The 26008-nt window shown below is 68.2% G+C and carries 23 protein-coding genes; 15 read left to right on the forward strand and 8 right to left on the reverse strand.

Going from position 1 to position 26008, the window contains the following annotated elements; genetic code table 11:
* The first annotated feature begins 33 nt into the window (after window positions 1-33).
* From ACZ5BH_RS06460 to ACZ5BH_RS06470, 3 genes are all read left to right on the forward strand, one after another.
* Entirely contained in the window at window positions 34-678 is a 645-nt protein-coding gene (locus tag ACZ5BH_RS06460; RefSeq protein ID WP_464891096.1) for a nucleotide-binding protein, read from the forward strand.
* A 14-nt stretch (window positions 679-692) separates the two neighbouring features.
* On the forward strand, window positions 693-1250 hold the full coding sequence (locus ACZ5BH_RS06465; RefSeq protein ID WP_464891097.1) for a DUF4136 domain-containing protein: 558 nt from the start codon (window positions 693-695) through the stop codon (window positions 1248-1250).
* Window positions 1251-1422: 172 nt separating this feature from the next.
* Entirely contained in the window at window positions 1423-1938 is a 516-nt protein-coding gene (locus tag ACZ5BH_RS06470; protein WP_464891098.1) for a CZB domain-containing protein, read from the forward strand.
* Window position 1939: 1 nt separating this feature from the next.
* On the opposite strand, the gene ACZ5BH_RS06475 is transcribed toward ACZ5BH_RS06470, so the two are convergent.
* On the reverse strand, window positions 1940-2833 hold the full coding sequence (locus tag ACZ5BH_RS06475; protein WP_464891099.1) for an SDR family oxidoreductase: 894 nt from the start codon (window positions 2831-2833) through the stop codon (window positions 1940-1942).
* A gap of 44 nt (window positions 2834-2877) precedes the next feature.
* On the opposite strand from ACZ5BH_RS06475, the gene ACZ5BH_RS06480 reads away from it, so the two are divergent.
* Entirely contained in the window at window positions 2878-3894 is a 1017-nt protein-coding gene (locus tag ACZ5BH_RS06480) for a CDP-6-deoxy-delta-3,4-glucoseen reductase (protein WP_464891100.1), read from the forward strand.
* A 116-nt stretch (window positions 3895-4010) separates the two neighbouring features.
* Window positions 4011-4745 (forward strand): BON domain-containing protein, encoded by a 735-nt coding sequence (locus tag ACZ5BH_RS06485; RefSeq protein ID WP_464891101.1) that lies wholly within the window; start codon window positions 4011-4013, stop codon window positions 4743-4745.
* A 31-nt stretch (window positions 4746-4776) separates the two neighbouring features.
* Here the strand turns inward: ACZ5BH_RS06485 and fmt are convergent, their stop codons facing one another.
* Both fmt and def read right to left on the reverse strand, forming a co-directional pair.
* Complete coding sequence (fmt, locus tag ACZ5BH_RS06490; RefSeq protein ID WP_464891102.1) at window positions 4777-5736, reverse strand: methionyl-tRNA formyltransferase; 960 nt, start codon at window positions 5734-5736, stop codon at window positions 4777-4779.
* A gap of 7 nt (window positions 5737-5743) precedes the next feature.
* Window positions 5744-6250 carry a peptide deformylase gene (def, locus tag ACZ5BH_RS06495; RefSeq protein WP_464891103.1) on the reverse strand — a complete coding sequence of 169 codons (507 nt, stop codon included), beginning with the start codon at window positions 6248-6250 and terminating at the stop codon, window positions 5744-5746.
* A 175-nt stretch (window positions 6251-6425) separates the two neighbouring features.
* On the opposite strand from def, the gene ACZ5BH_RS06500 reads away from it, so the two are divergent.
* The 7 genes from ACZ5BH_RS06500 to hemF all read left to right on the forward strand — a co-directional run bounded on the left by ACZ5BH_RS06500 (window position 6426) and on the right by hemF (window position 14224).
* Complete coding sequence (locus ACZ5BH_RS06500) at window positions 6426-7568, forward strand: LysM peptidoglycan-binding domain-containing protein (protein WP_464891104.1); 1143 nt, start codon at window positions 6426-6428, stop codon at window positions 7566-7568.
* A 335-nt stretch (window positions 7569-7903) separates the two neighbouring features.
* Window positions 7904-9028, forward strand: a complete 1125-nt coding sequence (gene dprA, locus ACZ5BH_RS06505) for a DNA-processing protein DprA (protein ID WP_464891105.1) — start codon at window positions 7904-7906, stop codon at window positions 9026-9028.
* Complete coding sequence (locus tag ACZ5BH_RS06510) at window positions 9028-9507, forward strand: DUF494 family protein (protein ID WP_464891106.1); 480 nt, start codon at window positions 9028-9030, stop codon at window positions 9505-9507. Before dprA ends, ACZ5BH_RS06510 begins: the two co-directional genes overlap by 1 nt.
* A gap of 88 nt (window positions 9508-9595) precedes the next feature.
* Window positions 9596-11893, forward strand: a complete 2298-nt coding sequence (gene topA, locus ACZ5BH_RS06515; RefSeq protein WP_464891107.1) for a type I DNA topoisomerase — start codon at window positions 9596-9598, stop codon at window positions 11891-11893.
* Between the two features lie 58 nt (window positions 11894-11951).
* A complete protein-coding gene (purE, locus tag ACZ5BH_RS06520) occupies window positions 11952-12458 on the forward strand; it encodes a 5-(carboxyamino)imidazole ribonucleotide mutase (protein ID WP_464891108.1) in 507 nt (168 codons plus the stop codon).
* Window positions 12459-12630: 172 nt separating this feature from the next.
* Window positions 12631-13188 carry an L-threonylcarbamoyladenylate synthase type 1 TsaC gene (gene tsaC / locus ACZ5BH_RS06525; RefSeq protein WP_464891109.1) on the forward strand — a complete coding sequence of 186 codons (558 nt, stop codon included), beginning with the start codon at window positions 12631-12633 and terminating at the stop codon, window positions 13186-13188.
* Window positions 13189-13297: 109 nt separating this feature from the next.
* The gene (gene hemF / locus ACZ5BH_RS06530; RefSeq protein WP_464891110.1) at window positions 13298-14224 is read left to right on the forward strand and encodes an oxygen-dependent coproporphyrinogen oxidase; all 927 of its coding nucleotides are present in this window, start codon (window positions 13298-13300) and stop codon (window positions 14222-14224) included.
* An 80-nt stretch (window positions 14225-14304) separates the two neighbouring features.
* On the opposite strand, the gene ACZ5BH_RS06535 is transcribed toward hemF, so the two are convergent.
* Window positions 14305-15558, reverse strand: a complete 1254-nt coding sequence (locus ACZ5BH_RS06535; RefSeq protein WP_464891111.1) for a peroxiredoxin family protein — start codon at window positions 15556-15558, stop codon at window positions 14305-14307.
* A 59-nt stretch (window positions 15559-15617) separates the two neighbouring features.
* Between ACZ5BH_RS06535 and ACZ5BH_RS06540 the strand changes: the two genes are divergently transcribed.
* On the forward strand, window positions 15618-16541 hold the full coding sequence (locus tag ACZ5BH_RS06540; RefSeq protein ID WP_464891112.1) for a LysR substrate-binding domain-containing protein: 924 nt from the start codon (window positions 15618-15620) through the stop codon (window positions 16539-16541).
* Here ACZ5BH_RS06540 and ACZ5BH_RS06545 read toward each other — a convergent pair.
* A complete protein-coding gene (locus tag ACZ5BH_RS06545; RefSeq protein ID WP_464891113.1) occupies window positions 16531-18141 on the reverse strand; it encodes a diguanylate cyclase in 1611 nt (536 codons plus the stop codon). The two genes, ACZ5BH_RS06540 and ACZ5BH_RS06545, sit on opposite strands and share 11 nt — an antisense overlap.
* Window positions 18142-18201: 60 nt before the next feature.
* Here ACZ5BH_RS06545 and uvrD point away from each other — a divergent pair, with 60 nt between their 5' ends.
* A complete protein-coding gene (gene uvrD, locus ACZ5BH_RS06550) occupies window positions 18202-20367 on the forward strand; it encodes a DNA helicase II (RefSeq protein WP_464891114.1) in 2166 nt (721 codons plus the stop codon).
* A 141-nt stretch (window positions 20368-20508) separates the two neighbouring features.
* Here the strand turns inward: uvrD and ACZ5BH_RS06555 are convergent, their stop codons facing one another.
* Window positions 20509-21045, reverse strand: a complete 537-nt coding sequence (locus ACZ5BH_RS06555; protein ID WP_464891115.1) for a hypothetical protein — start codon at window positions 21043-21045, stop codon at window positions 20509-20511.
* A gap of 209 nt (window positions 21046-21254) precedes the next feature.
* Window positions 21255-24101, reverse strand: a complete 2847-nt coding sequence (locus ACZ5BH_RS06560; RefSeq protein WP_464891116.1) for a putative bifunctional diguanylate cyclase/phosphodiesterase — start codon at window positions 24099-24101, stop codon at window positions 21255-21257.
* A 193-nt stretch (window positions 24102-24294) separates the two neighbouring features.
* Between ACZ5BH_RS06560 and ACZ5BH_RS06565 the strand changes: the two genes are divergently transcribed.
* Complete coding sequence (locus tag ACZ5BH_RS06565; RefSeq protein ID WP_464891117.1) at window positions 24295-25371, forward strand: TRAP transporter substrate-binding protein; 1077 nt, start codon at window positions 24295-24297, stop codon at window positions 25369-25371.
* A gap of 194 nt (window positions 25372-25565) precedes the next feature.
* On the opposite strand, the gene msrB is transcribed toward ACZ5BH_RS06565, so the two are convergent.
* Window positions 25566-25958 (reverse strand): peptide-methionine (R)-S-oxide reductase MsrB, encoded by a 393-nt coding sequence (msrB, locus tag ACZ5BH_RS06570; protein ID WP_464891118.1) that lies wholly within the window; start codon window positions 25956-25958, stop codon window positions 25566-25568.
* Between the last annotated feature and the right edge of the window lie 50 nt (window positions 25959-26008).

The following is a 26008-nucleotide window of genomic DNA, read 5'->3' on the forward strand; positions in this document are numbered from 1 at the left end:
TTCTTTCCACCGAGTCACGACAAGGGAACATCGATGCGCACGATCATGGTCCTGAACGCCAAGGGCGGTTGCGGCAAGACCACCATTGCCACCAATCTGGCCAGTTATTACGCCTGGGAGCGGGGGCAGCGCGTGGCGCTGGTGGATTTCGATCCGCAGGCCTCTGCGCTGGCCTGGCTGGAGGCGCGCAGTGCCGAGTGGCCGCCGATCCACGGGATCGCGGCCTTTCGCAGCCTGGTCCGGCCGCCGAAGGAGACCGAGGTGATGATCATGGACGCGCCGGCGCGGGTGCAGGGGGCGGAGCTGGCGGGGCTGGTGCGCCGGGTGCAGACCCTCGTCGTGCCGGTGCTGCCCTCGCCGGTGGACATCCGCGCCGCGGCCGATTTCATGAAGGTGTTGCTGACCTCGGGCCGGGTCTCGCGCCAGCAGACCCGGGTGGCGGTGGTGGCCAACCGGGTGCGCGAGCACACCCTGGTCTATCACAGCCTGCACGCCTTCCTCAAAAGCCTGAAGATCCCCTTCGTCACCTCCCTGCGCGACACCCAGAACTACATCCGCGCCCAGGAGAAGGGCATCGGCATCTTCGAGATGGCCCCTTCCCAGACCTGGCAGGATCGGGAACAATGGGAGCCGCTGGTGCGCTGGCTGCGCAGCAAGCGCAGCCAGCCCGCCGCCTGAACCGGAGAAGACCGATGCGCCTCCTGTGGCCCCTGTTCTGGGCATTCCTGCTGGCCGCCTGCACCACGCCGGTGGCGGTGGACTATGACGAGCGGGTGGATTTCAGCCGCCTGCGCACCTTCGCCCTGCTGCCGCCCCCGCCGCCGCGCACGGACGATCCGCGCCTCGACAATCCCCTGCTGATCGACCGCATCCGGACCGTCCTGCGCCAGGCGCTGCGGGCCCGGGGCTATCGCGAAGTGAAGAAGGATCCCGATTTCCTCGCCAGCTTCCAGCTCGGACTCAGACAGGGCGTGGAGAGCAGCGGCGGCCTGACCATCGGCCTCGGCATCGGCACCTACGGGAGCCATGGCGGCATCGGCATGGCCTACGGCTATCCCGTTTACGACGTGGCCAGCTACGAGGAAGGCGTGCTCACCATCGACATTCTCGCCCCCGACAAGACCCTGATCTGGCGCGGCACCGCCAGCCAGCGGCTCTCCGAGAGCGGCAGCCGCACGCCGGAGGAATCGAAGCGGGAAATCCGCCGTATCGTGGATACCATTCTGGCGCGGTTCCCGCCCGGGCGCTGAGCCCGGGGATTTGCCAACTGTCACAAACGCAAAATCTTCCGCCTGTCCGTCCCGGGACGCCGGGATTCGGGTATAAGGTAATCCCCTCCCTCCGCTGTTCAAGGAACTGTCAGAACTGCCGATAAGGCCAGCGACCGGCATCGGCATCAGGAAGTCAAAGAAGGAAGCATGCATGGATACCCGCGAGATTCTCGATCGTCTGCGCACCGCCAAGAGCGCCCACCTTGGCTGGGTCAACCGCGCCCGGGCTCTCATCGACGGCAAGCCCGTGGACAAGGACAAGGTGCCGGTGAAACACACCGATTGCATCTTCGGCAAGTGGTACTACGGCGACGGCCGCAAGCTCGCCAGCCTGCCCAGCTACCAGGCCATCGAGGCGCCCCACGACAGGCTGCACGCCATCTACCAGGAGATCTTCGAGCTGCTGTTCAGCCGCGAAAGGGAAGGCTTCATCGCCCGGATTTTCGACAGCCGGAAGAAACAGGAACAGCGGCGCGAACAGGCCCGGGCCAAGTTCCGGGAACTGCAGCAGATGTCGGACGTGATCGTCGCCCGGCTCGATGCCCTGGAGCGTGACGTGCGGGCCATGGCCCAGCGGCTCGAGCCGAAGCCGGAGGCCGCGCCGCCACCGGCCGGCTCGCCGGAGGCCGAGGCCGAGTTCATCGACCTTGGCAAGCTGTCCGACTGAGTCAGGCCTCCCGGCAGGCGGCCAGGCCGCTGGCCAGATCGGGATAGCGCAGCCGCACGCCCAGTTCCTCGCGCATCCTGCGGCAGTCCAGCCGCCGGGATTCCCGCAGATAGGAGACCATGCCCGGACTCAGGGTGCGCAGGGCCTCGTCGCGGTCGATGCGCGGCGGACGGGGCAGGCCGAGGAAGTCGGCCACCGCGTCGAAGTAGTCGGTCATGCTGCTGTCGCTGCCGTCGCTCACGTTGTAGATCGCGCCCGCGCGGCCGCGCCGCGCGGCGGCCACGCACACCGCGGCCAGATCGTCCACGTGGATGCGGTTGGTGCGCGGCGCCTGCCCGGGCGGGACGATGGGCGTGCCGGCCCGCAGGCGCCGCTCGGGCAGGCGGCCCGGACCGTAGATCCCGCCGACCCGGAGGATCACGGTCTCGACCCCGGTGGCCTCGGCGAAGGCCTGCAGGCGCCGTTCGGCATCCAGCCGCCGATGGCCCCGATCGGTGCCGGGGGCGGGCGGGTCCGACTCGCTCACCAGGGCCCCGCCCCGGTCGCCGTACACGCCGGAGGTGCTCAGGAGCACGAAGCGCCGCGGCAGGGGCCTGGCAGCGAGGTGCTCGAGCAGCTTGCCCAGGCGCGGATCGGTCCGCCCCTGCCCCGGCGGGGGCGCGAAGTGATAGACGAAGCCGTCGGCGATGTTCAGTGGCGGCAGATCGGACGGGTCGTCCAGATCGCCCCGCAACGGCGTGAGGCCCGCGGCCTGCATGGCGCCGAGCGTCTCCTCCCGGCGCGCCAGGCCGGTGACGGAGACACCCCGTTCCCGCCACAGGCGGCCCACCCGCCGGCCCAGATCGCCACAGCCGACGATGAGTACCCGTTGGGGATCTTTTACTGCGGGATTCATTTGGGGGATAATGCCGCGCCTGTCATCGATATCCGAGTATTTTCATGAGTTTCTCCGTCAAAGTCGAGCCCAGCGGTCACACCTTCACCGTCGAGGCCAACGAATCGATCCTCGATGCCGCCCTGCGCCAGGGCGTGGTGCTGCCCTACGGCTGCCGCAGCGGCGCCTGCGGCGCCTGTCTGGCCAAGATCGTCGAGGGCCGGATCCACTATCCCGACGGCGAACTGCCGCCCAGCCTCAGCGAGGAAGAGGCCGCGGTGGGCATGGCCGCCCTGTGCCTGGCGCAGGCCGACTCGGATCTGGTGATCGAATCGAAGGAGGTGGAATCGCCGGCGGAGATCACCGTCAAGACCTTCCCCTGCCGCATCGAGGTCATGCAGCGGCTCAACGAAGACGTGATGCTGCTCAAGCTCAAGCTGCCGGAGGCCGAACGCATGCAGTTCCTGGCCGGGCAGTACATCCACATCCTGCTCAAGGACGGCCGCAAGCGCAGCTTCTCCCTGGCCAACGCGCCGGAGAAGGATGATCTGCTCGAGCTGCACATCCGCCACATCGAAGGCGGCGAGTTCACCACCGAGGTCTTCGACAAGATGAAGGTGGGCGACATTCTGCGCATCGAGGGTCCCCATGGCCAGTTCTACCTGCGCGAGGATTCACCCCGCGACATCCTGTTCATGGCCGGCGGCACCGGCTTCGCGCCCATCAAGGGGATGATCGAACACGCCATCGACATCGGCCTGGACCGCCCCATGACCCTCTACTGGGGCGCCCGCACCCGCGAGAACCTCTACATGCACGACTGGTGCGAGCACATGGCCGCCGAGCACGCCAACTTCACCTATGTGCCGGTGCTCTCCGCCCCCACCGCCGAGGATCGCTGGACCGGCCGCACGGTCCTGGTGCACGAAGCCATCATCGCCGATCATCCCGATCTCTCCGGCTTCGACATCTACGCTGCCGGCCCGCCGGCCATGGTCGAGGCCGGCAAGCAGGCCTTCCCACAGCACGGCCTCGATCTCGCGCACTACTACTCGGACGCCTTCGAGTTCCAGAGCAAATAGACAAATAGCGGCCTTCCTTGCCTGTTCAACTCCCGGCAGCCGACGCTTGATTCCCGTCCCCGCCTCCCCCATACACAGCGTTAGCCCACCATCACAGCACGCGAGGACGATCACCGATGAGCGAGAACCGGGAACTGGAAAAGCGGGTGCAGGCCGCCCTGGAAGTGGACAAGCGGGTCAATCTGCACCGTTACCCCCTCGGGATCCACGCCGAGGGCGACGTGGTGACCCTGAGCGGCACGGTGGAGAACATCGCCGCCAAGCGGCGGGCCGTGCTGGACGCCCGGGCGGTGCCCGGCGTGCGGGAGGTGATCGACGACCTGCTCGTCGAGCCGGCCGGCGCCATGGGGATCGACGAGATCCTGCAGCACGTGCGCGACGCCCTGATCGCGGAACCGGCCCTGTGCAACTACCGGATCGTCACCATCAACAAGAAGGACGAGCAGGAAGTGGATCGTGACCCGGCCGAGGCGGCCGGCGAGATCCTCGTCTCGGTGGAAGCCCCGGGCCGGGTGATCCTCGGCGGGCGGGTGAACAGTCTCAGCCACCGGCGCCTGGCCGGCCTGCTGGCCTGGTGGGTGGCCGGCAGCCAGGACGTGGCCAACCATCTCGAAGTGGTGCCCCCGGAAGAGGACAACGACGGCGAGATCCTCGATGCCGTGGAGCTGGCCCTGGAGAAGGATCATGCCGTGGACACGGCGGACGTGACCCTCACCTGCAAGGAGGCGGTGATCACCCTCAGCGGCGGCATCCCCACCGGCCGGCAGAAATTCCTCGCCGAATGCGATGCCTGGTACATCGACGGCGTGCGCGACGTGATCAACGATCTGGTGCCGGTGGATCCGGCCTAAAGGCAGGGAAAGGAGCCGGCTTACGGGATGTCTATTTCCCCAGCTTCGTCCCTTCCCGAATCAGATCCGGCCGGCCGTTGAGCAAATCCTGCACGCTCATCGCCCTGGCATTGGCCGGTTGCAGGCGCAACAGGCGCAGGGTGCCTTCGCCGGTGGCCACGTCGATGCCGTCGCGGGAGACGGCGGTAACGGTGCCGGGCGCTTCGGCGGCGGGTTCGTCCAGCGGCAGGGCGGCGTGGATGCGCAGGGGCTGGCCGTCGATGCTGGTGTGGGCCACCGGCCAGGGGTCGAAGGCGCGGATCTGCCGGTCAAGGACCGCGGCCGGTTTCGACCAGTCGATTCGGGCCTCTTCCTTGCGCAGTTTTGCCGCGTAGGTCGCCAGCGCCGCGTCCTGGGGCTCGGCAACCAGCCCGTCCGGATCGGCCAGGGCCTCCACGATGGCCTCGGCGCCGAGGGTCGCCAGCCTGTCGTGCAGGCTGCCGCCGGTCTCGCGCGGGCCGATGGGCACGGCCTTCTGCAGCAGCATGTCGCCCGTGTCCAGCCCCGCGTCCATCTGCATGATGGTGATCCCCGTCTCCCGATCGCCGGCCAGGATCGCCCGCTGGATGGGCGCGGCGCCGCGCCAGCGGGGCAGCAGCGAGGCATGGATGTTGAGGCAGCCCAGGCGCGGGATCTCGAGCACGTCCGGCGGCAGCAGCAGCCCGTAGGCGGCCACCACCAGCACGTCCGGCTCCAGCCGGGCCAGTTCGGCCACGGCCTCGGGATCGCGCAGGCTCTCGGGCTGGTGGACGGGAATGTCGTGCGCGAGGGCGAGCTGCTTGACCGGGCTCGGACGCCGCTTGCGGCCACGGCCGGCGGGGCGGTCGGGCTGGGTCCACACGCCCGCGAGTTCGTGGGGGCTGGCCAGCAGGGCGGCCAGGGCGGTGGCAGCGAAGTCGGGCGTGCCGGCGAAGGCCACCCGCAGGGCGGAGGGGCGTTTCGGATCGCTCACAGCGGGATCAGCCGGCGGCCAGCTTCTGCTGTTTCTGCAGCTTCTTGCGGATCCGCTGGCGCTTGAGCTGGGAGAGGTAGTCGACGAACAACTTGCCCTCGAGGTGATCCATCTCGTGCTGGATGCACACGGCCAGCAGATCCTCGGCCTCGATCTCGAAGGGGTTGCCTTCCCGGTCGACGGCCCGCACGAGGACGTGCTGCGCCCGCTTTACCGGTTCATAGATGCCGGGCACCGACAGGCAGCCCTCGTCGATGGCCTGCTCGCCTTCCGATTCGACGATTTCCGGATTGATCAGCACCAGGGGCCGGTTCTTCTCCTCCGAGGTGTCGATCACGATCAGCCGCTGGTGGAAGTCCACCTGGGTGGCCGCCAGGCCGATGCCGGGCGCGGCGTACATGGTCTCGAGCATGTCGTCCACCATGGTGGCGATGCGCCCGTCCACGTTCTCGATCGGCGCGGCCTTGATCCGCAGCCGGTCGTCCGGCCAGTGCAAAATATTCAGTTTCGCCATACGATTTCGCGCTATACTTCCAGTACAAGAGTAAAAAAAGCTGCTAACATCATGATAAATCTACAGGATGATCGCGCTGCCCGGATTTGAGGTCTGCGGACTCAGCGTCTACACTCGACAAACCGGCCCTGTAACAGGATGACCCATGCCAAATAATAAACCTTCCGGTCCTGCTTTGACACGCCTCCTGCCGATTCTATCCCTGACCGCCCTCCTGGCCGCCTGCGCCAGCGCCCCCAAGGCGCCGCCGCCCGCGCCCGAGCCGATCCCCGCACAGCAGGCCGAACCGGAGCCGGAACCCGCGCCCCCGCCGCCGCCCGCCCCCGCGCCGGCGGTGAAGGTCAACGACACGGTGCCCGACCGTTACGTGGTCAAGAAGGGCGACACCCTGTGGGACATCGCCGCCCGCTTCCTCAAGAATCCCTGGCAGTGGCCCGAGATCTGGCACGTCAACCCGGAGATCCGCAACCCCCATCTCATCTACCCCGGCGACGTGATCCGTCTGCACTGGGTGGAGGGCAAGCCCTACCTGACCCTCGAGGGCGTCGGCGGCATCGCTCCCCCCAAGGGGATCAAGACCGTCAAGCTCAAGCCGCAGGTGCGGGTGGAGCCGCTGGACAAGGCCATCGAGGTGATTCCGCGCAGCCTGCTCGAGCCGTTCCTCTACTCGCCGCGGGTGGTGAGCAAGGACGAGCTGGATCGGGCCCCCTACATCGTCTCCAGCCGGGACGGGCATCTGATCTTCGCCACCGGCCACACGGTGTATGCCAAGAACCTCACCAGCCGGACCATCCCCGTGTATGACGTGGTCAAGCCCGGCGCCACCTACACCGATCCCGACAGCGGCGAGATCCTCGGCTACGAGGTGGTGACCGTGGCCCAGGGGCGGGTGACCCGGCTCGGCGATCCGGCCACCCTGGTGCTGAGCAACGCCCGGGGCGAGGTGCTCGATGGCTACTACCTGCTGCCGAGCGAGCAGGAATCGCTGCAGTTCAACTTCTTCCCCTATCCGCCCGAGCGCACGGTCCAGGGCCGGATCATCGCCGTGTTCAACGGTGTCTCCCAGATCGGCCAGTACAACGTGGTGGTGCTCAACGTCGGCGAACGCGACGGCATCAAGCCCGGTCACGTGCTGGCCGTGAACCAGAAGGGCGCGACGGTGCGCGATCCCTACTCGCCACGTCACGAGAAGATCCAGCTCCCCTCGGAACGGGCCGGCGTGCTGATGGTGTTCCGCGTCTACGACAAAGTCAGCTACGGCCTCGTCATGAAGGCTGAACGGGCCATGCACGTGGGTGATTACGTGGCCAATCCCTGATGGAGGGTCGCGGGGAGCCGGGGACAGGACCCGCCAGCCTCCTGTAGGAGCGGCGCAAGCCGCGACCAGGCAGGCACGAGTGACGAGGCCCGAGGGCCGAGGAAAAACCTGATCGTTGCAAAAAATCGGCGCGGTGGGTCGGGCGCGGCGTGCCCCTTGGGTATTAGCCCGACATGTCGGCCTGAAGGCCGACCTACAAGGGCTCGGCCCTTGGTCCTCGTCCCTGCATGGTCGCGGCTTGCGCCGCTCCTGCATGGCGTGTTCCGCCGCAGCCGTTCCCCCATCGGTGCTAGAATCCCCGCCAACCCCTCGAAAGAAGCCCACGGAAGCGGCACTTGGAATCCGTTGATCGACTGCAACCCTGGCTGATCCTGAGCCTGGCTCCCGGCGTGGGGCCGGTGGCCGTGCGCCGTCTGCGGGAGCGCTTCGGCGGGCCACGGGCGGTGCTCGAGGCCGATCGGCAGGCCCTGCGCGAGGCGGGGCTGGATGACGCGGCGGTGGATTTCCTGCGCCGGCCGGATCCCGAAGCCGTCGAGGCGGCCCTGGAATGGCAGGCCCGGCCCGGCAACCACCTGCTGAGTCTCGACGATCCGGCCTATCCGGCCCTGCTGCGGGACATTCCCGATCCGCCGCCCCTGCTGTACGTGATCGGCGAGCCGGAGGTGCTGGGACGCAAGCAGCTTGCCCTGGTGGGCAGCCGCAATCCCACCCCCGCCGGGCGGGAGACCGCCCGCGAGTTCGCCCGCCACCTGGCCGGCAACGGGCTGGTGGTCACCTCCGGCCTGGCGCTGGGGGTGGACGGCGCGGCCCACGCGGGGGCGCTGGCCGCCGGCGGGCTCACGGTGGCCGTCTCGGGCACCGGCGCAGACCGGGTCTATCCGGCAAGACACCGGAAACTTGCGCACAAGATCGCCGAAAATGGGGCGATCGTCAGCGAATTCCCCCTTGGAACCTCGCCCCGCCCGGGCAATTTCCCGCGCCGCAACCGGATCATCGCCGGGCTCTCGCTGGGGGTGCTGGTGATCGAGGCGGCGCTGCGTTCCGGCTCCCTGATCACCGCCCGCTGCGCGGCGGAGCAGGGCCGGGAGGTGTTCGCAGTGCCCGGCTCCATCCACAATCCCCAGGCGCGGGGCTGCAACGCGCTGATCCGCCAGGGGGCCAAGCTGGTGGAGACCGCCGCCGACATCTTCGAGGAACTGGGCGGTTTCGCCGGCCCCCTGCCGGCCCCGGAACCATCGGCCCCGGAGGCGGTCTCATCTTGGAAGCCGGACCCGGAGTACGCCCGCGTTCTGGCCAGTATCGGCGACGAGCCGACCGCCGTCGACACGGTGGTCGAGCGCAGCGGATTGACGACGGATGCCGTTTGCTCCATGCTCTTGGTACTGGAATTGCAGGGCTTGATTGCCTCCACGTCCAGTGGGCATTATTGCCGCACACGCCACAGGCCAGGAACCGATTGATGAAAGAAAACGTGCTCGACGTACTGATGTACCTGTTCGAAAACTACATGAACGACGAGATCGAAATCGATACCGACGAGGAATCCCTGCGCGTCGAGCTGCAGGAAGCCGGGTTCCAGGCGGTGGAGATTAGCAAGGCCTTCGACTGGCTCGAGGGCCTGGCCCACCTGCAGGAGCGCCAGGCCGGGCTGGCCCCGGTCAATGCCGCCTCCCTGCGGCTGTACACGGCCGCCGAGCAGGAGAAGCTGGATCGGCAATGCCGCGGCTTCATCCTGTTCCTGGAGCAGGCCGGGGTGCTGGATCACCTGACCCGCGAGATGGTGATCGATCGCATCATGGCCCTGGATGCCGAGGAGATCGATCTGGAACAGCTCAAGTGGGTGATCCTCATGGTGCTGTTCAACCAGCCGGGGCGCGAGGGCGCCTACGCCTGGATGGAGGATCTGGTGTATGACGAGACCCCCGTCATCGTGCACTGACGGGCTGCCATCCCGTCCGGCCGATCCCCGTGCCCGCAGCCTTGCGGGCACACGCATTTCTGGCACATTGAATTTGCAGACAGGATAAATGGCAAAGAATCTGGTCATCGTTGAGTCGCCGGCGAAAGCCAAGACCATCAAGAAATACCTGGGCAAGGACTTCAACGTCCTTGCCTCGTATGGTCACGTGCGCGATCTGCTCCCCAAGGAGGGCGCGGTGGATCCCGAGCACGACTTCGCCATGAAGTACCGGCTCATCGACAAGAACGAAAAACACGTGGACGCCATCGCCAAGGCGCTGAAGAAGGCCGATGCCCTGTATCTGGCCACCGACCCGGATCGCGAGGGCGAGGCCATCTCCTGGCACCTGTACGAAATCCTCAAGGATCGCGGCCTGCTCGACGGCAAGCAGGTGGGCCGGGTGGCCTTCAACGAGATCACCAAGCGGGCGGTCAACGAGGCCGTGGCCCATCCGCGTGAACTGTCCGAGGATCTGATCCACGCCCAGCTCGCCCGCCGCGCGCTCGACTACCTGGTGGGCTTCAACCTCTCGCCCCTGCTGTGGAAGAAGATCCGCCGCGGCCTGTCGGCCGGCCGCGTGCAGAGCCCGGCCCTGCGCCTGATCGTCGAGCGCGAGGAGGAGATCGAGAAGTTCAAGCCGCGCGAATACTGGACCATCGAGGCCGAGGCCGAAGCCCACAAGCAGACCTTCACTGCCAAGCTCACCCAGCTCAAGGGCAAGAAGGTCAGCCAGTTCACCCTCGACAACGAACGCAAGGCGAAGGATGCCGAAACGGCCCTGCGGGACGCCGCCGCCGGCAAGCTGGTGGTGGCCAGGGTGGAGAAGAAGAAGCGCAAGCGCAATCCGGCCGCGCCCTTCACCACCTCCACGCTGCAGCAGGAGGCCTCGCGCAAGCTCGGCTTCACCGCCAAGAAGACCATGAGCATCGCCCAGCAGCTCTACGAGGGCATCGACATCGGCGGCGAGACCGTGGGCCTCATCACCTACATGCGGACCGACTCGGTGAACCTGGCCAACGAGGCGCTCGACGAGCTGCGTGCCTACATCCAGGAAAAATACGGGCCCGACAACCTGCCGCCCAAGCCGCGGGTCTACAAGACCAAGTCGAAGAATGCCCAGGAGGCCCACGAGGCCATCCGCCCCACCTCGGTCCGGCATGAGCCCGAGGCCATCAAGTCGCACCTGACCCGGGATCAGTTCCGCCTCTATGAGCTGATCTGGAAGCGCACCGTGGCCTGCCAGATGATCCATGCCACCATGGACACGGTGGCGGTGGATCTGGCCGCCGGCGAGGGCAACCTGTTCCGCGCCACCGGCTCCACCCTCGTCTCGCCCGGCTTCATGGCCGTCTATCAGGAGGGCGCCGACGACAGCAAGCCGAAGGACGACAAGGATCGCCTGCTGCCGCCCATGACCGAGGGCGACACCCTGGCGCTGCGGCGCCTGATCACCGAGCAGCACTTCACCGAGCCGCCCCCGCGCTACACCGAGGCCAGCCTGGTCAAGGCGCTGGAGGAATACGGCATCGGCCGGCCATCCACCTATGCCTCGATCATCTCCACCCTGCAGTCACGGGAATACGTGACCATGGACAAGAAGCGCTTCGTGCCCACCGACGTGGGCCGGGTGGTCAACAAGTTCCTCACCGAGCACTTTCCGAAGTACGTGGACTACGACTTCACCGCCCACCTGGAGGACGACCTGGACGCCATCGCCCGCGGCGAGAAGGAATGGGTGCCCACCCTGCGCGAATTCTGGCAGCCGTTCAAGGATCTGGTGGAAGACAAGGACAAGAACGTCGACCGCAAGGACGTCACCCGCGAGCAGCTCGACGAAAAATGTCCCAAGTGCGGCGGTCCGCTCTCCATCCGCCTCGGCCGGCGTGGCCGCTTCATCGGCTGTGACAACTATCCCGAGTGCGACTACACCCGCAACCTGGGCGAGGACGCCAGTACCGAGCCGGAGGTGGTCGCGGATCGAAAGTGTCCCGAATGCGGCAAGGATCTGATCATCCGCCACGGCCGTTACGGCAAGTTCATCGGCTGTTCCGGCTATCCCGAGTGCAAGCACATCGAACCGCTGGAGAAGCCCGAAGACACGGGCGTGGCCTGCCCCGAATGTCACGAAGGGCAGATGCTCAAGCGCAAGTCGCGGCGCGGCAAGATCTTCTATTCCTGCTCGCGCTATCCCGACTGCCGCTATGCGGTCTGGAACCCGCCGTTGGACGAACCCTGCCCCGACTGCGGCTGGCCCATGCTGACCCTCAAGACCACCAAGCGCAACGGCACCGAGAAGGTCTGCCCGCGCAAGGAATGCGGTTACAGCGAACAGGTCGAAGCGCCTTCGGAGGCCGTCAACGAATAAGCGCGGGCCTGGCCCCGCATCCATCCCCTCCCCGACAACCACTGCCGGAGAACATCGCATGTCCAACACTACTTTCGTCGCCGTGCTCATGGGTTCCGATTCGGATCTGCCCGTGATGCAGGCCACCCTGGATACCCTCAAGTCGCTGGGCGTGGCCTGCGAGGTGAAGATCACCTCCGCCCACCGCACCCCCGAGGACACCCGAAACTACATCGCCGACGCCGAGTCGCGCGGCTGTGCCGTGTTCATCGCCGCCGCCGGCCTGGCCGCCCACCTGGCCGGCACCGTGGCCGCCCACACCCTCAAGCCGGTGATCGGCGTGCCCATGGACGGCGGTCCCCTCAAGGGCATGGACGCGCTGCTGTCCACGGTGCAGATGCCGGGCGGGATTCCCGTGGCCACCGTGGCCATCGGCAAGGCCGGGGCCAAGAATGCCGCCTACCTCGCCGCCCAGATCATCGGCGTGGCCGATGCGAACGTGGCCGCGCGCCTGAAGGAAGAACGCGAAGCCAATGCCGAGGCGGTGCGGAAGAAAGACGCCGAGCTGCAGAAGCAGCTGGCGTAGAAAAAGCAGGTATGTAGGAGCGGCGCGAGCCGCGAACAATGCAGGGACGAGTGGCGAGGGCCGAGGGCCGAGTAACGGCTTTCGTTTCATGACTTCGATTATCCTCGCCACTTGGCCCTCGTCCCTCGGCCCTGTTCATCGCGGCTTGCGCCGCGCCTACGTGAAACGTGCCATGACGGACACATCCATTACCCGGGCCGTTGCCGCCCTGCGCGCCGGCGGCGTGATCGCCTACCCCACCGAAGCGGTCTGGGGCCTCGGTTGCGATCCGCGCAACGCGGCGGCCCTGCAGCGCCTGCTGGAACTGAAGGGCCGGCCGGCGCGCAAGGGCCTGATCCTCGTCGCGGCCACCTTTGAACAGTTGCGCCCGTATCTGCAACCGCTGCCGCCGGAACGGGAGGCGGCCGTGCTCGCCACCTGGCCGGGACCGGTGACCTGGGTCTGGCCGGCGGCAGGGGATGTGTCTCCCCTGTTGCGCGGCGGGCACGACACCCTCGCGGTGCGCGTCAGCGATCATCCCCTGGTGGTGGCGCTGTGCGAGGCATTCGGTGGGCCCGTCGTCTCCACCTCCGCCAACCGCAGCGGCGCGGCACCGGCGCGCACCGAGGCCGAGGTGCGCGAACGCTTTGGCGAGGGCGTGGATTTCATCCTGCCGGGCGAGACCGGCGGCCGCGAACGGCCATCCGAAATCCGCGACGCGCTTAGCGGCCGGGTTTTGCGCCAGGGCTGAAACAGCCCGGAGAAAAAATACAGGCGTAAAGAGACAAGACGAGGGCTGCAGCACTTGGCCCTTTTCTCTTGTATCTTGTCAACTTTACTCTGCCCTCAAAGGCTTATCGATGAACGAAACCGACATTCAGGCCGTCCGCGACTACCTCATCGAACTGCAGGACCGGATCGTTTCGGAACTGGCCTCCGTGGACGGCGAAGGCCGTTTTCTCGAGGACGACTGGCAGCGCGACGGTTCGCAGGGGATCGGCGGCGGGGGCCGCACCCGCGTGATGAGCGAAGGCGCGGTGTTCGAGAGCGCCGGGATCAATTTCTCCCACGTCACCGGCGCGCAGCTGCCGCCCTCAGCCACCGCCCACCGGCCGGAGCTGGCCGGGCGCCGCTTCCAGGCCATGGGCGTGTCGCTGGTGATCCACCCGCGCAATCCCCACGTGCCCACCTCCCATGCCAACGTGCGCTTCTTCGTGGCCGAGAAGGAGGACGCCGAGCCGGTCTGGTGGTTCGGCGGCGGCTTCGATCTCACCCCCTACTACCCGGTGTACGAGGACGTGCTGCACTGGCATCGCACGGCGAAGGCCGCCTGCGATCCCTTCGGCGAGAAGGTCTATCCGCGCTTCAAGAAGTGGTGCGACGAATATTTCTTCCTGAAACACCGCGGCGAGACCCGCGGCGTGGGCGGTCTGTTCTTCGATGATCTGAATGAATGGGGTTTCGAGAAGAGCTTCGCCTTTTTGAGAAGCGTGGGCGATCACTATCTGCCGGCCTACGTGCCGATCGTGGAACGGCGCAAGGCCGCCCCCTACACCGACGCCCAGCGCGACTTCCAGCTCTACCGCCGCGGCCGCTACGTGGAGTTCAACCTGGTCTACGACCGGGGCACCCTGTTCGGCCTGCAGAGCGGCGGGCGCACCGAATCCATCCTCATGTCCCTGCCGCCGCTGGTGCGCTGGCGCTATGGCTGGCAACCCGAACCCGGCACGCCGGAAGCGGATCTGTATGAGAACTACCTGCGGCCGCGGGACTGGCTGGGTGAATGATGTTCCAACGCACAGGGCGCCGCGCCGGCCGCCACACGCGGGGCAGGCCGGCTCAAGCGTAGCGGAGCCGGCAAAAAGGCCTATTCCACCAGCAAGGTTTCCACGAGGCGCCTGACTTCGGGCGTGTCCCAGTCGATGGCCCCGAACAGGGCATAGCGGATGCGGCCCTGACGGTCGAGGAGGTAGCTGGTGGGAAAGGCGAAGACCTGCCAGCGCCGGAGGGCGGCGCCGTCGCGATCCAGGAGGATGGGGAAGCGCACCTTCACCTTCTCGCGCAGGAAACGGCGGATGGTGGCTTCGTCCTCGGCCATGTTCACCGCCAGGATGGTGAAGGGGCGGCCGGCGAAGGCGTCGGCCAGGCGTTGCATGGAGGGCATCTCGTGCACGCAGGGCGGGCACCAGCTGGCCCAGAAGTTCACCAGCACCACCCGGCCGCGGTAGTCGGCGAGGCGGTGGAGGCGCCCGTCGAGATCCGGCAGCGCGAGCGCGGGGGGCGTGGGATCGCCCTGCCAGGGGCGCAGGTGGCGTGCCTTCTTGCCTTCGGGCGGGACGGGCGGCGCGGCGTCCAGCGCCCGCACGGGCCGCACGCGGGCGGGCAGGCGCCCGAGCAGGCGCATGGCGCGGGCGATCCAGCCGGGCAGCCGTTGCGCCGCGGCCTGCTCGGCTTGCGTGGCGTCGGGCCGGAAGTGGAAGCGGTCCCGCAGGCCCGGCAGGATCTGCACGAACACCTCGCTGCCGGCCGCTTCCAGCACCGGCAGGATCTGCGGCAGCTTCCAGTACCAGGGCGACTTCTTCGGCTGCAGGATGAACAGGGGCAGGTTGGTGCGCCGCACCACCGGCAGGATCGCGGCGGGCTGGCCCGGGTCCGGCGTTTCCACGTAGAACTGGGGGCTGAGCAGCAGCACGGGCGGCGGCGGCCGATCCGGGTGCGCCTGCTGCCAGGCATGGACCCCGCGCAGCAGCGGCAGGCTGCCCCGGCCGCTGCCGAACAGGAACAGGCGCCGGCCGTTGCCGCCGGCGGCATCGATCAGCGCGGCGACGTCGGCGGCCGGGATCTTCGCCAGGCTGCTGGCCACCGTGGGCAGGAAGTAGCTGGCGAACAGGTCCACCAGCCAGACCTCGATGCCCCGTTGCGCCAGGCTCGCGGCGATGCGCCGCTGGGCCTCGCCGAAGCCGGTGGCCGGCGGGAACCACAACAGCCGCGGGCCGGCCTTGGCCGGGAAGACTTCCACCTCGAAGTCGGTTTCGCCGGCCGGGATGCTGCGCGCCTCGCCCCCGGCGAGGCCGGGCAGCGGGGGCAGCAGGAGGCACACGAGCAGCAGGAGGCGTTTCATTGATCCGGATCGGCGGCGGGCCATGGTGCCGGTCATTATAGGCTTGTTAGGATGCCGGCATGACCCTCACCGAATTGCGTTACATCGTCGCGGTGGCCCGCGAACATCATTTCGGCAAGGCGGCTGCGGCCTGCCACGTGAGCCAGCCGACCCTCTCCATCGCCATCAAGAAACTCGAGGCCGAGCTGGGCGTGACCCTGTTCGAGCGGCGCAAGAGCGAGGTGACCGTGACCCCGGTGGGCGAGCGCATCGTCGCACAGGCCCAGCGGGTGCTGGAGGAGGTGGAGCAGATCCGCCAGCTCGCCTCGGCCGGCAAGCACCAGCTCGACGCGCCCCTGCGCCTGGGCGCCATCTACACCATCGGGCCCTATCTGCTGCCCGGCCTGATTCCGGTGCTCCACGAACGGGCGCCGCAGATGCCGCTGCTCATCGAGGAGAACTACACCGCCCGGCTGGCCGAGAAGCTGCGCCACGGCGAGCTGGACGCCATCCTCATCGCCCTGCCCTTCGACGAGCCGGGCATTCTCACCCTGCCCCTGTACCGGGAGCCCTTCGTGATCCTGATCCCGGATGCCCATCCCTGGCGCGAGCGGGAGGCGATCCCGGCCGAGGATCTGGGCCGGGAGACGGTACTGATGCTCGGCGCCGGACACTGTTTCCGCGACCAGGTGCTGGAAGCCTGCCCGGCCTGCGGCCAGGCGGGCGACGGCGGCCTCGGCCGGATGCTGGAAGGCAGTTCCCTCGAGACCATCCGCTACATGGTGGCCTCGGGCATGGGGGTCACGGTGCTGCCCTGCACCGCCGCGGGCGCCGCGCAGTATGCCCAGCGGCTGGTGCGCATCAAGCGCTTCGCCGGCACGCCGCCCTCGCGCACCGTGGCCCTGGCCTGGCGGGCCACCTTTCCGCGGCCGAAGGCCATCGAGGCCCTGCGCCAGGCCATCGGCCAGATGCGCATGAGTTGCGTGGCGCGGCTCAGCGACTGATCTCGACCCGGTTGCGCCCGGCCGCCTTGGCCGCGTACAGGGCGCGATCGGCCTGTTCGCTCAATTCGTAGTCGGTCTCCCATTCGGGGTAGGCGGCGATGCCGGCGCTGAAATGCACCTGGAGGGTGGCGTCGCCGGCCGGAATGGCCAGGCGGGCGAAGTGTTCGCGGATGCCGTCGATCACCTTGCGCGCGTTCTCGGCAGTGCACTCGGGCAGGATCACCGCGAACTCCTCGCCGCCGTGGCGGCCGACGATGTCGGTGGCCCGCAGGCGCTGGCGCAGGGTCCGGGCCAGCAGCCGCAGGACCGCGTCGCCCACCGCATGGCCGTGGCGGTCGTTGACCTGCTTGAAGTGGTCGAGGTCGAGCATCACGAAGCTCAGCAGCGAGCCGCTGCGCCGCGCCCGGGCCAGTTCCCGCTGCAGCATCTCCTTGGTGCTGGCATGGTTGTACAGGCCGGTCAGGCTGTCGCGGACCATGAAGGAGCGCAGCAGGCGGTAGCGGGCGGCGCGGCCCTGCACGGCCGAGACCAGGTGCGCGGCGGCGATGGGCTTGATCAGCAGATCGTCGCCGCCCTGGCGGATGGTTTCGAGCTGGTAGGCGATGTCCCGCTCCGCCGAGAGGAAGACGATGGGCGTGCTCACGTGGGCCTCGCACTGGCGGATCACCGCCGCCAGCTCGGTGCCGTGGCAGCCCGGCAGGTTCAGATCCACCAGCACCAGCTCCGGGTTGAATTCGCGCATCTGTTCCAGCACCGCTTCGGGCCGGGTCACCACCCGGGTGAGCAGGCCTGCCTGCTGGAGCGTGCCGGCGTAGAGTTCCGCGGCCGGGTGGTCGTCGTCCACGATCAGGACGCGGTAGGGATCCTGGGCCTGGAGATGCAGCAGCTTGTCCACCGTGTCGATGAAGCGGTCCGGATCCACGGGGCGGGGGAAGAAGGCGGCGGCGCCGAGGCGCACGGCCTGCAGCCGGGGTGCCAGATCGGCTTCGCCGGCCAGGACGACCAGCGGACGGTCCGGGCCGTGGTGGCGAATGGCCTGGAGCAGCCGGGCCTGCGCCTGCTCCGAGGCGCCGTCCAGTTCGACCACGTGCAGCGCCGGGGGCGTTTCCCGGGCGGCTTCGGTGAGGGCCGCGAGGCTGTCGAACTGGCCGACCTCGTGGCCGTAGAGTTCGAGCTGGCGAGTCAGCCGCGCCCGTTCACCGGCGTCGGTCACGTGCAGATGGATGCGGCGCGAGGCGGGGCCCTCGGGCGCGGCCGGCGGGGCGCGGCCGGCTTCCCCGGCGGCGTTGGCCAGCCGCGCCAGCAGCTCGCCGATCTCCGCCTGCGCGGCCGGCCGGGCCAGGGCGCCGGGTGCCTCGAGATGGCGCTGCAGGCACTGTTCGGCGAGCCGCGCCAGGCGGCTCACCCGGGGAAAGCCGAAGCTGGCGCCGGCGCCGGCCAGGGTGTGCAGCTCCCGCAGCAGATGGCGGAAGGGGCCGGGATCGTCGGGCCGTTCGCAGGCCGCCTGCCACTTGGCGCGAAAGGTGGCGACCTTGTCCGGCAGGTGACGGGCGTACTGGTCGCGCAGCGCGCGCAGCTTGTCTTCGACGTCGGTGCTCATGATTCAGTCGCATCATGCCATGCGCCCGACCCCTTGCCTACCGAGTGGTAGAATGCCGGGATGGACGTCTCTCCCATCCTCGATCCCCTCAACGATGCCCAGCGCGAGGCGGTGTGCGCGCCGCCCGGCAACGTGCTGGTGCTGGCCGGCGCCGGCTCGGGCAAGACCCGGGTGCTGGTGCACCGCATCGCCTGGCTGCAGGTGGCCGAAGGGGTCTCGCCCCACGGCATCCTGGCGGTGACCTTCACCAACAAGGCCGCCGGCGAGATGCGCGGGCGCATCGAGGAACTGCTGCAGATCCCCGCCGCCGGCCTGTGGGTGGGCACCTTCCACGGCATCGCCCATCGCCTGCTGCGGGCCCACTGGCAGGCCGCGGATCTGCCCCAGGGCTTCCAGATCATGGACAGCGACGATCAGCAGCGCGCCGTGCGCCGGGTGATCCGCGAGCTGGGCCTGGACGAGAACCAGTGGGCGCCCCGCGAGGCCCAGTGGTACATCAACGCCCGCAAGGACGAGGGCAAGCGGCCCCGGCATCTGGACGCCCAGGGCAGCCGCTACGACGAGCACATGATCGCCATCTACCGCGCCTACGAGGCGCACTGCCGGCGCAACGGGGTGGTGGATTTCGCCGAGCTGCTGCTGCGCGCCCACGAGCTGTGGCTGAACCATCCGGACATCCTCAAACACTATCAGCAGCGCTTCCGCCACATCCTGGTGGACGAGTTCCAGGACACCAACACCATCCAGTACGCCTGGCTGCGCCTGCTCGCCGGGCTCGGCGGCCACGTGTTCGCGGTGGGCGACGACGACCAGTCCATCTACGGCTGGCGCGGCGCGCGGGTGGAAAACATCCACCAGTTCGCCCGCGACTTCGCGCCGGTGTCCACCTTCCGCCTGGAGCAGAACTACCGTTCCACCGGCACCATCCTGGAGGCGGCCAACGCCCTCATCGCCCACAACAGCGAACGCCTGGGCAAGACCCTGTGGACCGCCGACAGCGAGGGCGAGCCGATCCGCCTCTACGGCGCCTTCAACGAGCTGGACGAGGCCAACTTCGTGGTCGAGCAGATCCAGGCCTGGATCGAGGGCGGCGGCGCGCGCCGCGACTGCGCCGTACTCTACCGCTCCAACGCCCAGTCGCGGGTGCTGGAGGAGGCGCTGCTGCGCCAGGGGATCCCCTACCGGGTCTACGGCGGGCTGCGCTTCTTCGAGCGCCAGGAGATCAAGGACGCCCTGGCCTGGCTGCGCCTGCTCGCCAACCGCCACGACGACGCCTCCCTGGAGCGCATCCACAACGTGCCCACCCGCGGCATCGGCAGCCGTACCATGGAGGCGGTACGCGAGCAGGCGCGGATCGACAACAGTTCCCTGTGGAGCGCGATGCGCAAGGTGGTGGACGAGAAGGGCCTGCCCTCGCGGGCGGTCTCGGCGCTGGCCGCCTTCCTCGATCTGCTGGAGACGCTGGCCGCCGAGACCCGTGGCCTGTCCCTGGCCGAGACCATCGAGCAGGTGATCCACGCCAGCGGCCTCATCGCCCACTACGAGAAGGAGAAGGGCGAGAAGGGCCGGGCGCGGATCGAGAACCTGGAGGAGCTGGTGGGCGCCGGGCGCAGCTTCGCGGTGGACGAGGAGGACAGCGCGGGGATGGACGAGCTTTCGGCCTTCCTGGCCCACGCGGCGCTGGAGGCCGGCGAGCAGCAGGCCGCCGAGTGGGACGACTGCGTGCAGCTCATGACCCTGCACTCGGCCAAGGGCCTGGAGTTCCGCCAGGTGTTCCTGGTGGGCATGGAGGAAGACCTGTTTCCCCACCGCCTCTCGGCCGAGGACGGCGCCCGCCTCGAGGAGGAGCGCCGCCTGTGCTACGTGGGCATGACCCGCGCCCGCGAACGGCTCACCCTCTGTTATGCCGAGAAGCGCCGCCTCTACGGCGAGGAGCGGTACAACCGCCCCTCCCGCTTTCTGCGCGAGATCCCCGAGCACCTGGTGGAGGAAGTGCGCCTGCACGGCATTGTCTCCCGTCCCGCCACGGCCGGCGGATCGGCCGGCCGCCTCGACGAAACCCCGCCGGAACTGGCCCCCGGCACCCTGGTCATCCACCCCACCTTCGGCGAGGGCGTGATCCTCAATTACGAGGGCGAAGGCCGCCACGCCCGCGTGCAGGTCAACTTCGCCCGCGAAGGCAGCAAGTGGCTGATGCTCGAATACGCCAATCTCGCCGTGTGTTGAGCGGGGTTTTTCAACGCAACGACGCCGTTGGTGTAGGCCGGCTCAAGCGCAGCGGAGCCGGCAAAAATCGTGTCATCCCGAGATGCCGGCTCCGCTGCGCTTGAGCCGGCCTACGGCGATTTTTCCTCGTTCCTTGCCAACTCACCGATGCAGATTCCGCAGATACGGGTTGTAGCTCTGCCGCTCGTCCAGCGGCCACAGGCGCACCAGTTTCACGCCGCCGATCTGCAGGCGGCCGATCTTCGGTTCGCGCACGTACTGCACCACCACCCGGGCCATGTCCGAGTCGATCTGGCTGTCGGCGCACAGCCACAGGCGCATGTGGCGGGGCCAGGGGGTGTTGGTGTGGGAGAACATGCGCGCATCCTGGGCGTCGCAGGGGCCGAGAGTGGAGAGGGTCAGGCCGCCGAGCCATTCCAGGGGCAGGGGATGGCGGCCGGCGCCGCGCAGCAGGCTGGCGCTCAGATGGCGCTGCTGGCACTGCTGGTGTTGCCGTTGCTGGCGGGGGCTGGTGGCCGGTTGCAGGCAGGGGATCAGGCGGGCGGCCACCTCGCGGGCCGCGTTGACCTCGCTGGCGACGAAGGGCGTGGCCAGCCAGGGATGGCGGGGCGGCTGCCGCTGAAGGGTGCAGCCGCTTGCCGTCAGCACCAGCAGGACGGCGAGCAGGGGGCGAAGCATGGGGTTCTCCGATTGGGGATTCTGCCCGAAAACATGCAAGGCTCACGCCAGTTTTGATGGATCTCCCCGGCAGGAGCGGCGCGATCCGCGAACATGCAGGGACGAGTGACGAGGGCCGAGGGCCGAGGAAAACCACCCGGCTCCGGTTTCGATTCACCTCGTCATTTGGCTTTCTGCATCCAGGCTGTCGTCGTCCCTCGTCCCTGTCATCAGTGGGCGCGCAGTCCCCGGGCGGGCACATCGGGGAAGCGGGCGACCCGGCTCAGGGGGCGGCTGAGGAAGTGGCCCTGGGCGAAGTCCACGCCGTAGCGGCGCAGGAGCTTGAGGGTGGCGGCGTTTTCCACGAACTCGGCGATGGTCTGCTTGCCCAGGGCGTGGGCGATCTCGTTCATGGACTGGACCATGGCCTGATCCACCCGCGCCTCGGCCATGCCGCGCACGAAGGAGCCGTCGATCTTGAGCTTGTCCACCGGCAGGTGCTTGAGGTAGGCGAAGGAGGAGAAGCCGGTGCCGAAGTCGTCGAGGGCGAACTGGCAGCCCATGTCCTTGAGCTGGTGGATGAAGGCGGTGGCGGCGGAGAGATTGGAGATGGCCGCCGATTCGGTGATCTCGAAGGTGAGCGCCTCCGGGTCGAGGCCGGTTTCCACCAGGATGCCGTGGATCAGCGGCAGCAGGGCCTCGTCCTCGAAGGCCCGGCCCGAGAGGTTGATGGCGAAGCGCACGCTGCTGTCGCGGGCGCGCAGATCGGCCAGGGTCTCCATGGCCCGGCGCACGGTCCAGCGATCCACCTGGTGGATCAGGCCGAAGCGTTCCGCGGCCGGCATGAAGCCGCCGGGCAGGATCACGTCGCCGTCGTCGAGGGTCATGCGCAGCAGCACTTCGTAGTCGTGGATCTCGCCGCTGTCGATGGCGATGATGGGCTGGAAGGCCAGCTTGAAGCGATCCTGCTCGAAGGCCTCCCGTACCCGGGCCGCCCAGCCCATGTCCTCGGCCATGCCGTCCTTGCGCCGATCCGCCGGATCGAACAGGTGCAGGCGGTTGCGGCCCTGGCTCTTGGCGATGTTGCAGGCCAGATCCGCCCGCGCCAGGGCCTCGTCGGCGTCCACGGCCTCGTCGTGCACCAGCGAGATGCCGATGCTGACGGTGACGTTGAAGGTCTTGCCGGCGTCCACGAAGCGGTAGTTCTCGAACAGCTGGCGGATGTATTCGGCCACCCGGGTGGTGCCATGTTCGTCCACGTCGAACAGCAGCAGGGTGAACTCGTCGCCGCCGAAGCGGGCCAGCAGATCCCCTTCCCGCAGGTGCTGGCGCAGGAGATCGGCGCATTCCACCAGCAGCCGGTCGCCGGCGGCGTGGCCCTGGGTGTCGTTGACGTACTTGAACTGATCGAGATCCAGGTAGAGGAGGGCGAAGCGGGTCTGGCCGCGCTGGGCGCGGGCCGCCTCGCGCACCAGTTCGCGCTGGAAGTAGTTGCGGTTGTAGAGGCGGGTGAGGCTGTCGTGCTGGGCCTGGTAGGCCAGCTCCTGTTCGTAGGCCTTCTGTTCGGTGATGTCGTGGGCGGTGCCGGTGATCTGCACCAGCCGGCCCTCGGCGTCGAACTGGGGCCGGGCGTTGAAGCTGATGTAGCGCCGGTTGCCGTGGTTGTCGAGATGCACGGTCTCGTAGTTGACCAGCTCCTCGCCCCGCTGCAGGGCGGCATGGGCCTCGGCGTCGCGGGTGGTCGATTCGGGGGCCTGGAAGTCGCTGAAATGGCGGTGCAGCATCTGCGAGGGGGGGTAGCCGTAGATCCGGATTACGGCGTCGTTCAGGTAGGTCCAGCGGCCCTCGGCGTCCATGGACCAGACCAGGTCGTGGGCGGTCTCCACCAGATCCCGGTAGCGGGCCTCGGCTTCCAGCAGCATCTGTTCCGTGGCCTTGCGCTCGGAGATGTCGGCCACCAGCAGGGTGTAGTAGATCCGGTCGTCCATCTGCATGGCGCTGGCCCGCAGCGAGACCGGCAGCTCGGCGCCCGAGGCGTGGCGGGCCGTGTGTTCGCGCTCGGCTAGGTGGCCCGCCTCGCGCAGGGCCGGCAGGGCAAGATCGGGCAGCAGATCGCCGATGGGCCGGCCGTGGATGGCCTCGGCCGGGCGGCCGAACAGCCGCTCGGCGGCGGGGTTGAGGGTCTCCACCCGGCCCTCGGCATCGATCACGATGATGCCCTCGGCGGCATGGTCGAAGATGGCGCGCATGTGCGATTCCTGCTCGCCGAGCCGCTGGAAGAGGCGCCCCAGGGTCTGGATCAGGTAGCCGATCTCGTCGAGGGAGCGGGGCCGCAGGCGGCGGGCCAGCCCCGCATGGTCGCGGGCGTCGCTGCTGCTGATCACTTCCTGCACGGGCGCTAGGGACTGGCGCAGGCTGCGGATGGCGATCAGGGTGATCACGAAGGCGACCATCCCCAGCGCCAGCCAGGCCAGCCACAGCTCGGAGCTGAGGCGGCCGGTGCGGGACCAGTCGTAGCGCAGCAGCGCGGTGGTCATCAGCAGCGGCATGTAGGCGCCGATCAGCAGGATCTTGCTGCGCATGGAGACGTGGATGCGATCCAGCCCGGTGTGGTGGGCCGCCCGCCCGAGCAGGGCCAGGGCTTCGAGATAGCCCGGCATGCCCACCAGGATGGCCACCACCAGTTGCAGCAAGATGGCGTGCAGCAGGCCGCTGGGCCGGGGGGTGTCGCCGGCGCCGAGCCAGTATTGCACGGTGGGCAGGATCAGCACGTAGAGCAGGTAGAAGATCCAGTAGCTGTTGCCGAAGCCCTGCAGCGAGAGGCGCGGGTCGGCCGCCTGCGGCTGACGCAGGGGAGCGAAGAGATCGCGGAAGTGGTGCCACATCCAGCCGAGCAGGCCCAGGTGGATGGCCAGCAGGGCCGGCCACACCGGCCAGGCCAGCAGGCGCAGGGGATCCACCGCGCCGAAGATCAGGCTCACGGCGTAGCCGATCAGCGGGGCGATGGCGTAGCTGCCGAGAATGATCCCGAGCAGGAGACGGTGAACCCGTCGCAGTTCCTGAACCGTTGCGGACATGGTGGATTCCGATAGCCGTCAGCCGGGCGCGGCTGGTCCGTCCCTTGCCAGGCCGTTGAAAGCGCCGATCCAGAGGCCTTTTCGACGGCCCGTTCCGGCATCATGACAAAATCCGCCGGTCGATGCCATCGCCGGGCTTGCACCTTGCGACGCGGCTGGCAAAATGGGGCGGCCAATATACCGGGAGAGCGCCATGAAACGACGTGATTTCCTCAAGACCGCCGGCACCGGCGGCCTGCTCGCCGGCGGCCTGTCCGCCCCCTTCATCGCCCGCGCTGGCGGGCGCATTCGCTGGAAAATGGTCACCACCTGGCCCAAGAACTTCCCGGGCCTGGGCACCGGGGCCAACCATCTGGCGAAGCTGATCACCGAGATGAGCGGCGGGCGCCTGCAGGTGAAGGTGTACGGGGCCAAGGAGCTGGTGCCGGCTTTCGAGGTCTTCGACGCCGTCTCCCGCGGCACCGCGCAGATGGGCCATGGCGCCGCCTATTACTGGAAGGGCAAGGTGGAGGCGGCCCAGTTCTTCGCCGCGGTGCCCTTCGGCCTGACCGCCGACGAGATGAACGGCTGGCTGTACCACGGCGGCGGCATGGCGCTGTGGCGCAGGCTGTACGCACCCTTCGGCCTGATCCCGGCGGCGGCCGGCAACACCGGGGTGCAGATGGGCGGCTGGTTCAACCGCGAGATCCGCGCCCTGGCCGACATGAAGGGCCTGAAGATGCGCATTCCCGGCCTCGGCGGCGAAGTGCTGCGGCGCCTTGGCGGCACGCCAGTCAACCTGCCCGGCGGCGAGATCTACACCTCCCTGCAGTCGGGTGCCATCGACGCCACCGAATGGGTCGGCCCCTACAACGATCTGGCCTTCGGCCTCTACAAGGCGGCGAAATACTATTACTACCCCGGCTGGCACGAGCCCGGCACCACCCTCGAGGCCCTGATCAACCGCAAGGCCTTCGAGGCGCTGCCGAAGGATCTCCAGGCCATCGTGCTGAACGCCTGCCGGGTGGTCAACCAGGACATGCTGGCCGAATACATGGCCCGCAACAACGCCGCCCTGCACACGCTGGTCACGAAACACAAGGTGCAACTGCGCGCCTTCCCCGACGACGTTCTGGCGAAGCTGCGCGAAGTCTCGGAACAGGTGGTGCAGGAAGTGGCCGCGAAGGACAAGACCACCCGCGCCATCTACGACTCCTTCCGCAACTTCCGCAACCAGGTCGGGGAATGGCAGCGGATCTCCGAACTGGCCTATCTCAAGGCGAGAAGGTAATTGCCCGTTTGCCGGCTCCGCTGCGCTTGAGCCGGCCTACGCAATGGCGTGCAACGGGTTCCTGTCTCTTTTCTGCCCGTTAACGCTGCCGCAAGCGGTTTCCCGTCTGCACCCTGCGCAGGGCGGCTCAAGCGCAGCGGAGCCGCCGTTGTCGGTAACGCCGATTGCCGCCGCCGCTGCGCTCCTGCCTCTTTTCACTTGTCTCTTTCCTCTGCCTTTAACACCAATGCCAGCGAATTGATGCAGTAGCGCAACCCCGTCGGCGGCGGTCCGTCGGGGAAGACGTGGCCAAGGTGCGAGTCGCAGTTTGCGCAGCGCACCTCGGTGCGGGTCATGCCGTGGCGGGTGTCCGTCACTTCCTTCAGCGCCGCGTCGTGCAGCGGTTGCCAGTAGCTGGGCCAGCCGCTGCCCGAGTCGAACTTGGCGTGTGAGGCGAACAGCGGCGCGCCGCAGGCGGCGCAGTGGTAGGTGCCGGGCGTCTTGCAGTGGGTGTATTCGCCGGAAAAGGGCGGTTCGGTGCCGGCTTCGCGCAGGATGCGGTAGCGCGCCGGATCGAGTTTGTCTTTCCAGGGATCGTCGGTGTTCATATCCGTTTGGGGGGTTGGAAACGAATGATGATTGAACCACAGGCGTCCTG

It is taken from the genome of Thioprofundum lithotrophicum, from assembly GCF_055387065.1.

Bases quoted from the DNA above. Each gene is read 5' to 3' on its own strand.
- ACZ5BH_RS06460 (WP_464891096.1), top strand. From the start codon at position 34: ATGCGCACGATCATGGTCCTGAACGCCAAGGGCGGTTGCGGCAAGACC.
- ACZ5BH_RS06465 (WP_464891097.1), top strand. From the start codon at position 693: ATGCGCCTCCTGTGGCCCCTGTTCTGGGCATTCCTGCTGGCCGCCTGC.
- ACZ5BH_RS06470 (WP_464891098.1), top strand. From the start codon at position 1,423: ATGGATACCCGCGAGATTCTCGATCGTCTGCGCACCGCCAAGAGCGCC.
- ACZ5BH_RS06475 (WP_464891099.1), bottom strand. From the start codon at position 2,833: ATGAATCCCGCAGTAAAAGATCCCCAACGGGTACTCATCGTCGGCTGT.
- ACZ5BH_RS06480 (WP_464891100.1), top strand. From the start codon at position 2,878: ATGAGTTTCTCCGTCAAAGTCGAGCCCAGCGGTCACACCTTCACCGTC.
- ACZ5BH_RS06485 (WP_464891101.1), top strand. From the start codon at position 4,011: ATGAGCGAGAACCGGGAACTGGAAAAGCGGGTGCAGGCCGCCCTGGAA.
- def (WP_464891103.1), bottom strand. From the start codon at position 6,250: ATGGCGAAACTGAATATTTTGCACTGGCCGGACGACCGGCTGCGGATC.
- ACZ5BH_RS06510 (WP_464891106.1), top strand. From the start codon at position 9,028: ATGAAAGAAAACGTGCTCGACGTACTGATGTACCTGTTCGAAAACTAC.
- topA (WP_464891107.1), top strand. From the start codon at position 9,596: ATGGCAAAGAATCTGGTCATCGTTGAGTCGCCGGCGAAAGCCAAGACC.
- purE (WP_464891108.1), top strand. From the start codon at position 11,952: ATGTCCAACACTACTTTCGTCGCCGTGCTCATGGGTTCCGATTCGGAT.
- tsaC (WP_464891109.1), top strand. From the start codon at position 12,631: ATGACGGACACATCCATTACCCGGGCCGTTGCCGCCCTGCGCGCCGGC.
- hemF (WP_464891110.1), top strand. From the start codon at position 13,298: ATGAACGAAACCGACATTCAGGCCGTCCGCGACTACCTCATCGAACTG.
- ACZ5BH_RS06535 (WP_464891111.1), bottom strand. From the start codon at position 15,558: ATGAAACGCCTCCTGCTGCTCGTGTGCCTCCTGCTGCCCCCGCTGCCC.
- ACZ5BH_RS06540 (WP_464891112.1), top strand. From the start codon at position 15,618: ATGACCCTCACCGAATTGCGTTACATCGTCGCGGTGGCCCGCGAACAT.
- ACZ5BH_RS06545 (WP_464891113.1), bottom strand. From the start codon at position 18,141: ATGAGCACCGACGTCGAAGACAAGCTGCGCGCGCTGCGCGACCAGTAC.
- uvrD (WP_464891114.1), top strand. From the start codon at position 18,202: ATGGACGTCTCTCCCATCCTCGATCCCCTCAACGATGCCCAGCGCGAG.
- ACZ5BH_RS06555 (WP_464891115.1), bottom strand. From the start codon at position 21,045: ATGCTTCGCCCCCTGCTCGCCGTCCTGCTGGTGCTGACGGCAAGCGGC.
- ACZ5BH_RS06560 (WP_464891116.1), bottom strand. From the start codon at position 24,101: ATGTCCGCAACGGTTCAGGAACTGCGACGGGTTCACCGTCTCCTGCTC.
- ACZ5BH_RS06565 (WP_464891117.1), top strand. From the start codon at position 24,295: ATGAAACGACGTGATTTCCTCAAGACCGCCGGCACCGGCGGCCTGCTC.
- msrB (WP_464891118.1), bottom strand. From the start codon at position 25,958: ATGAACACCGACGATCCCTGGAAAGACAAACTCGATCCGGCGCGCTAC.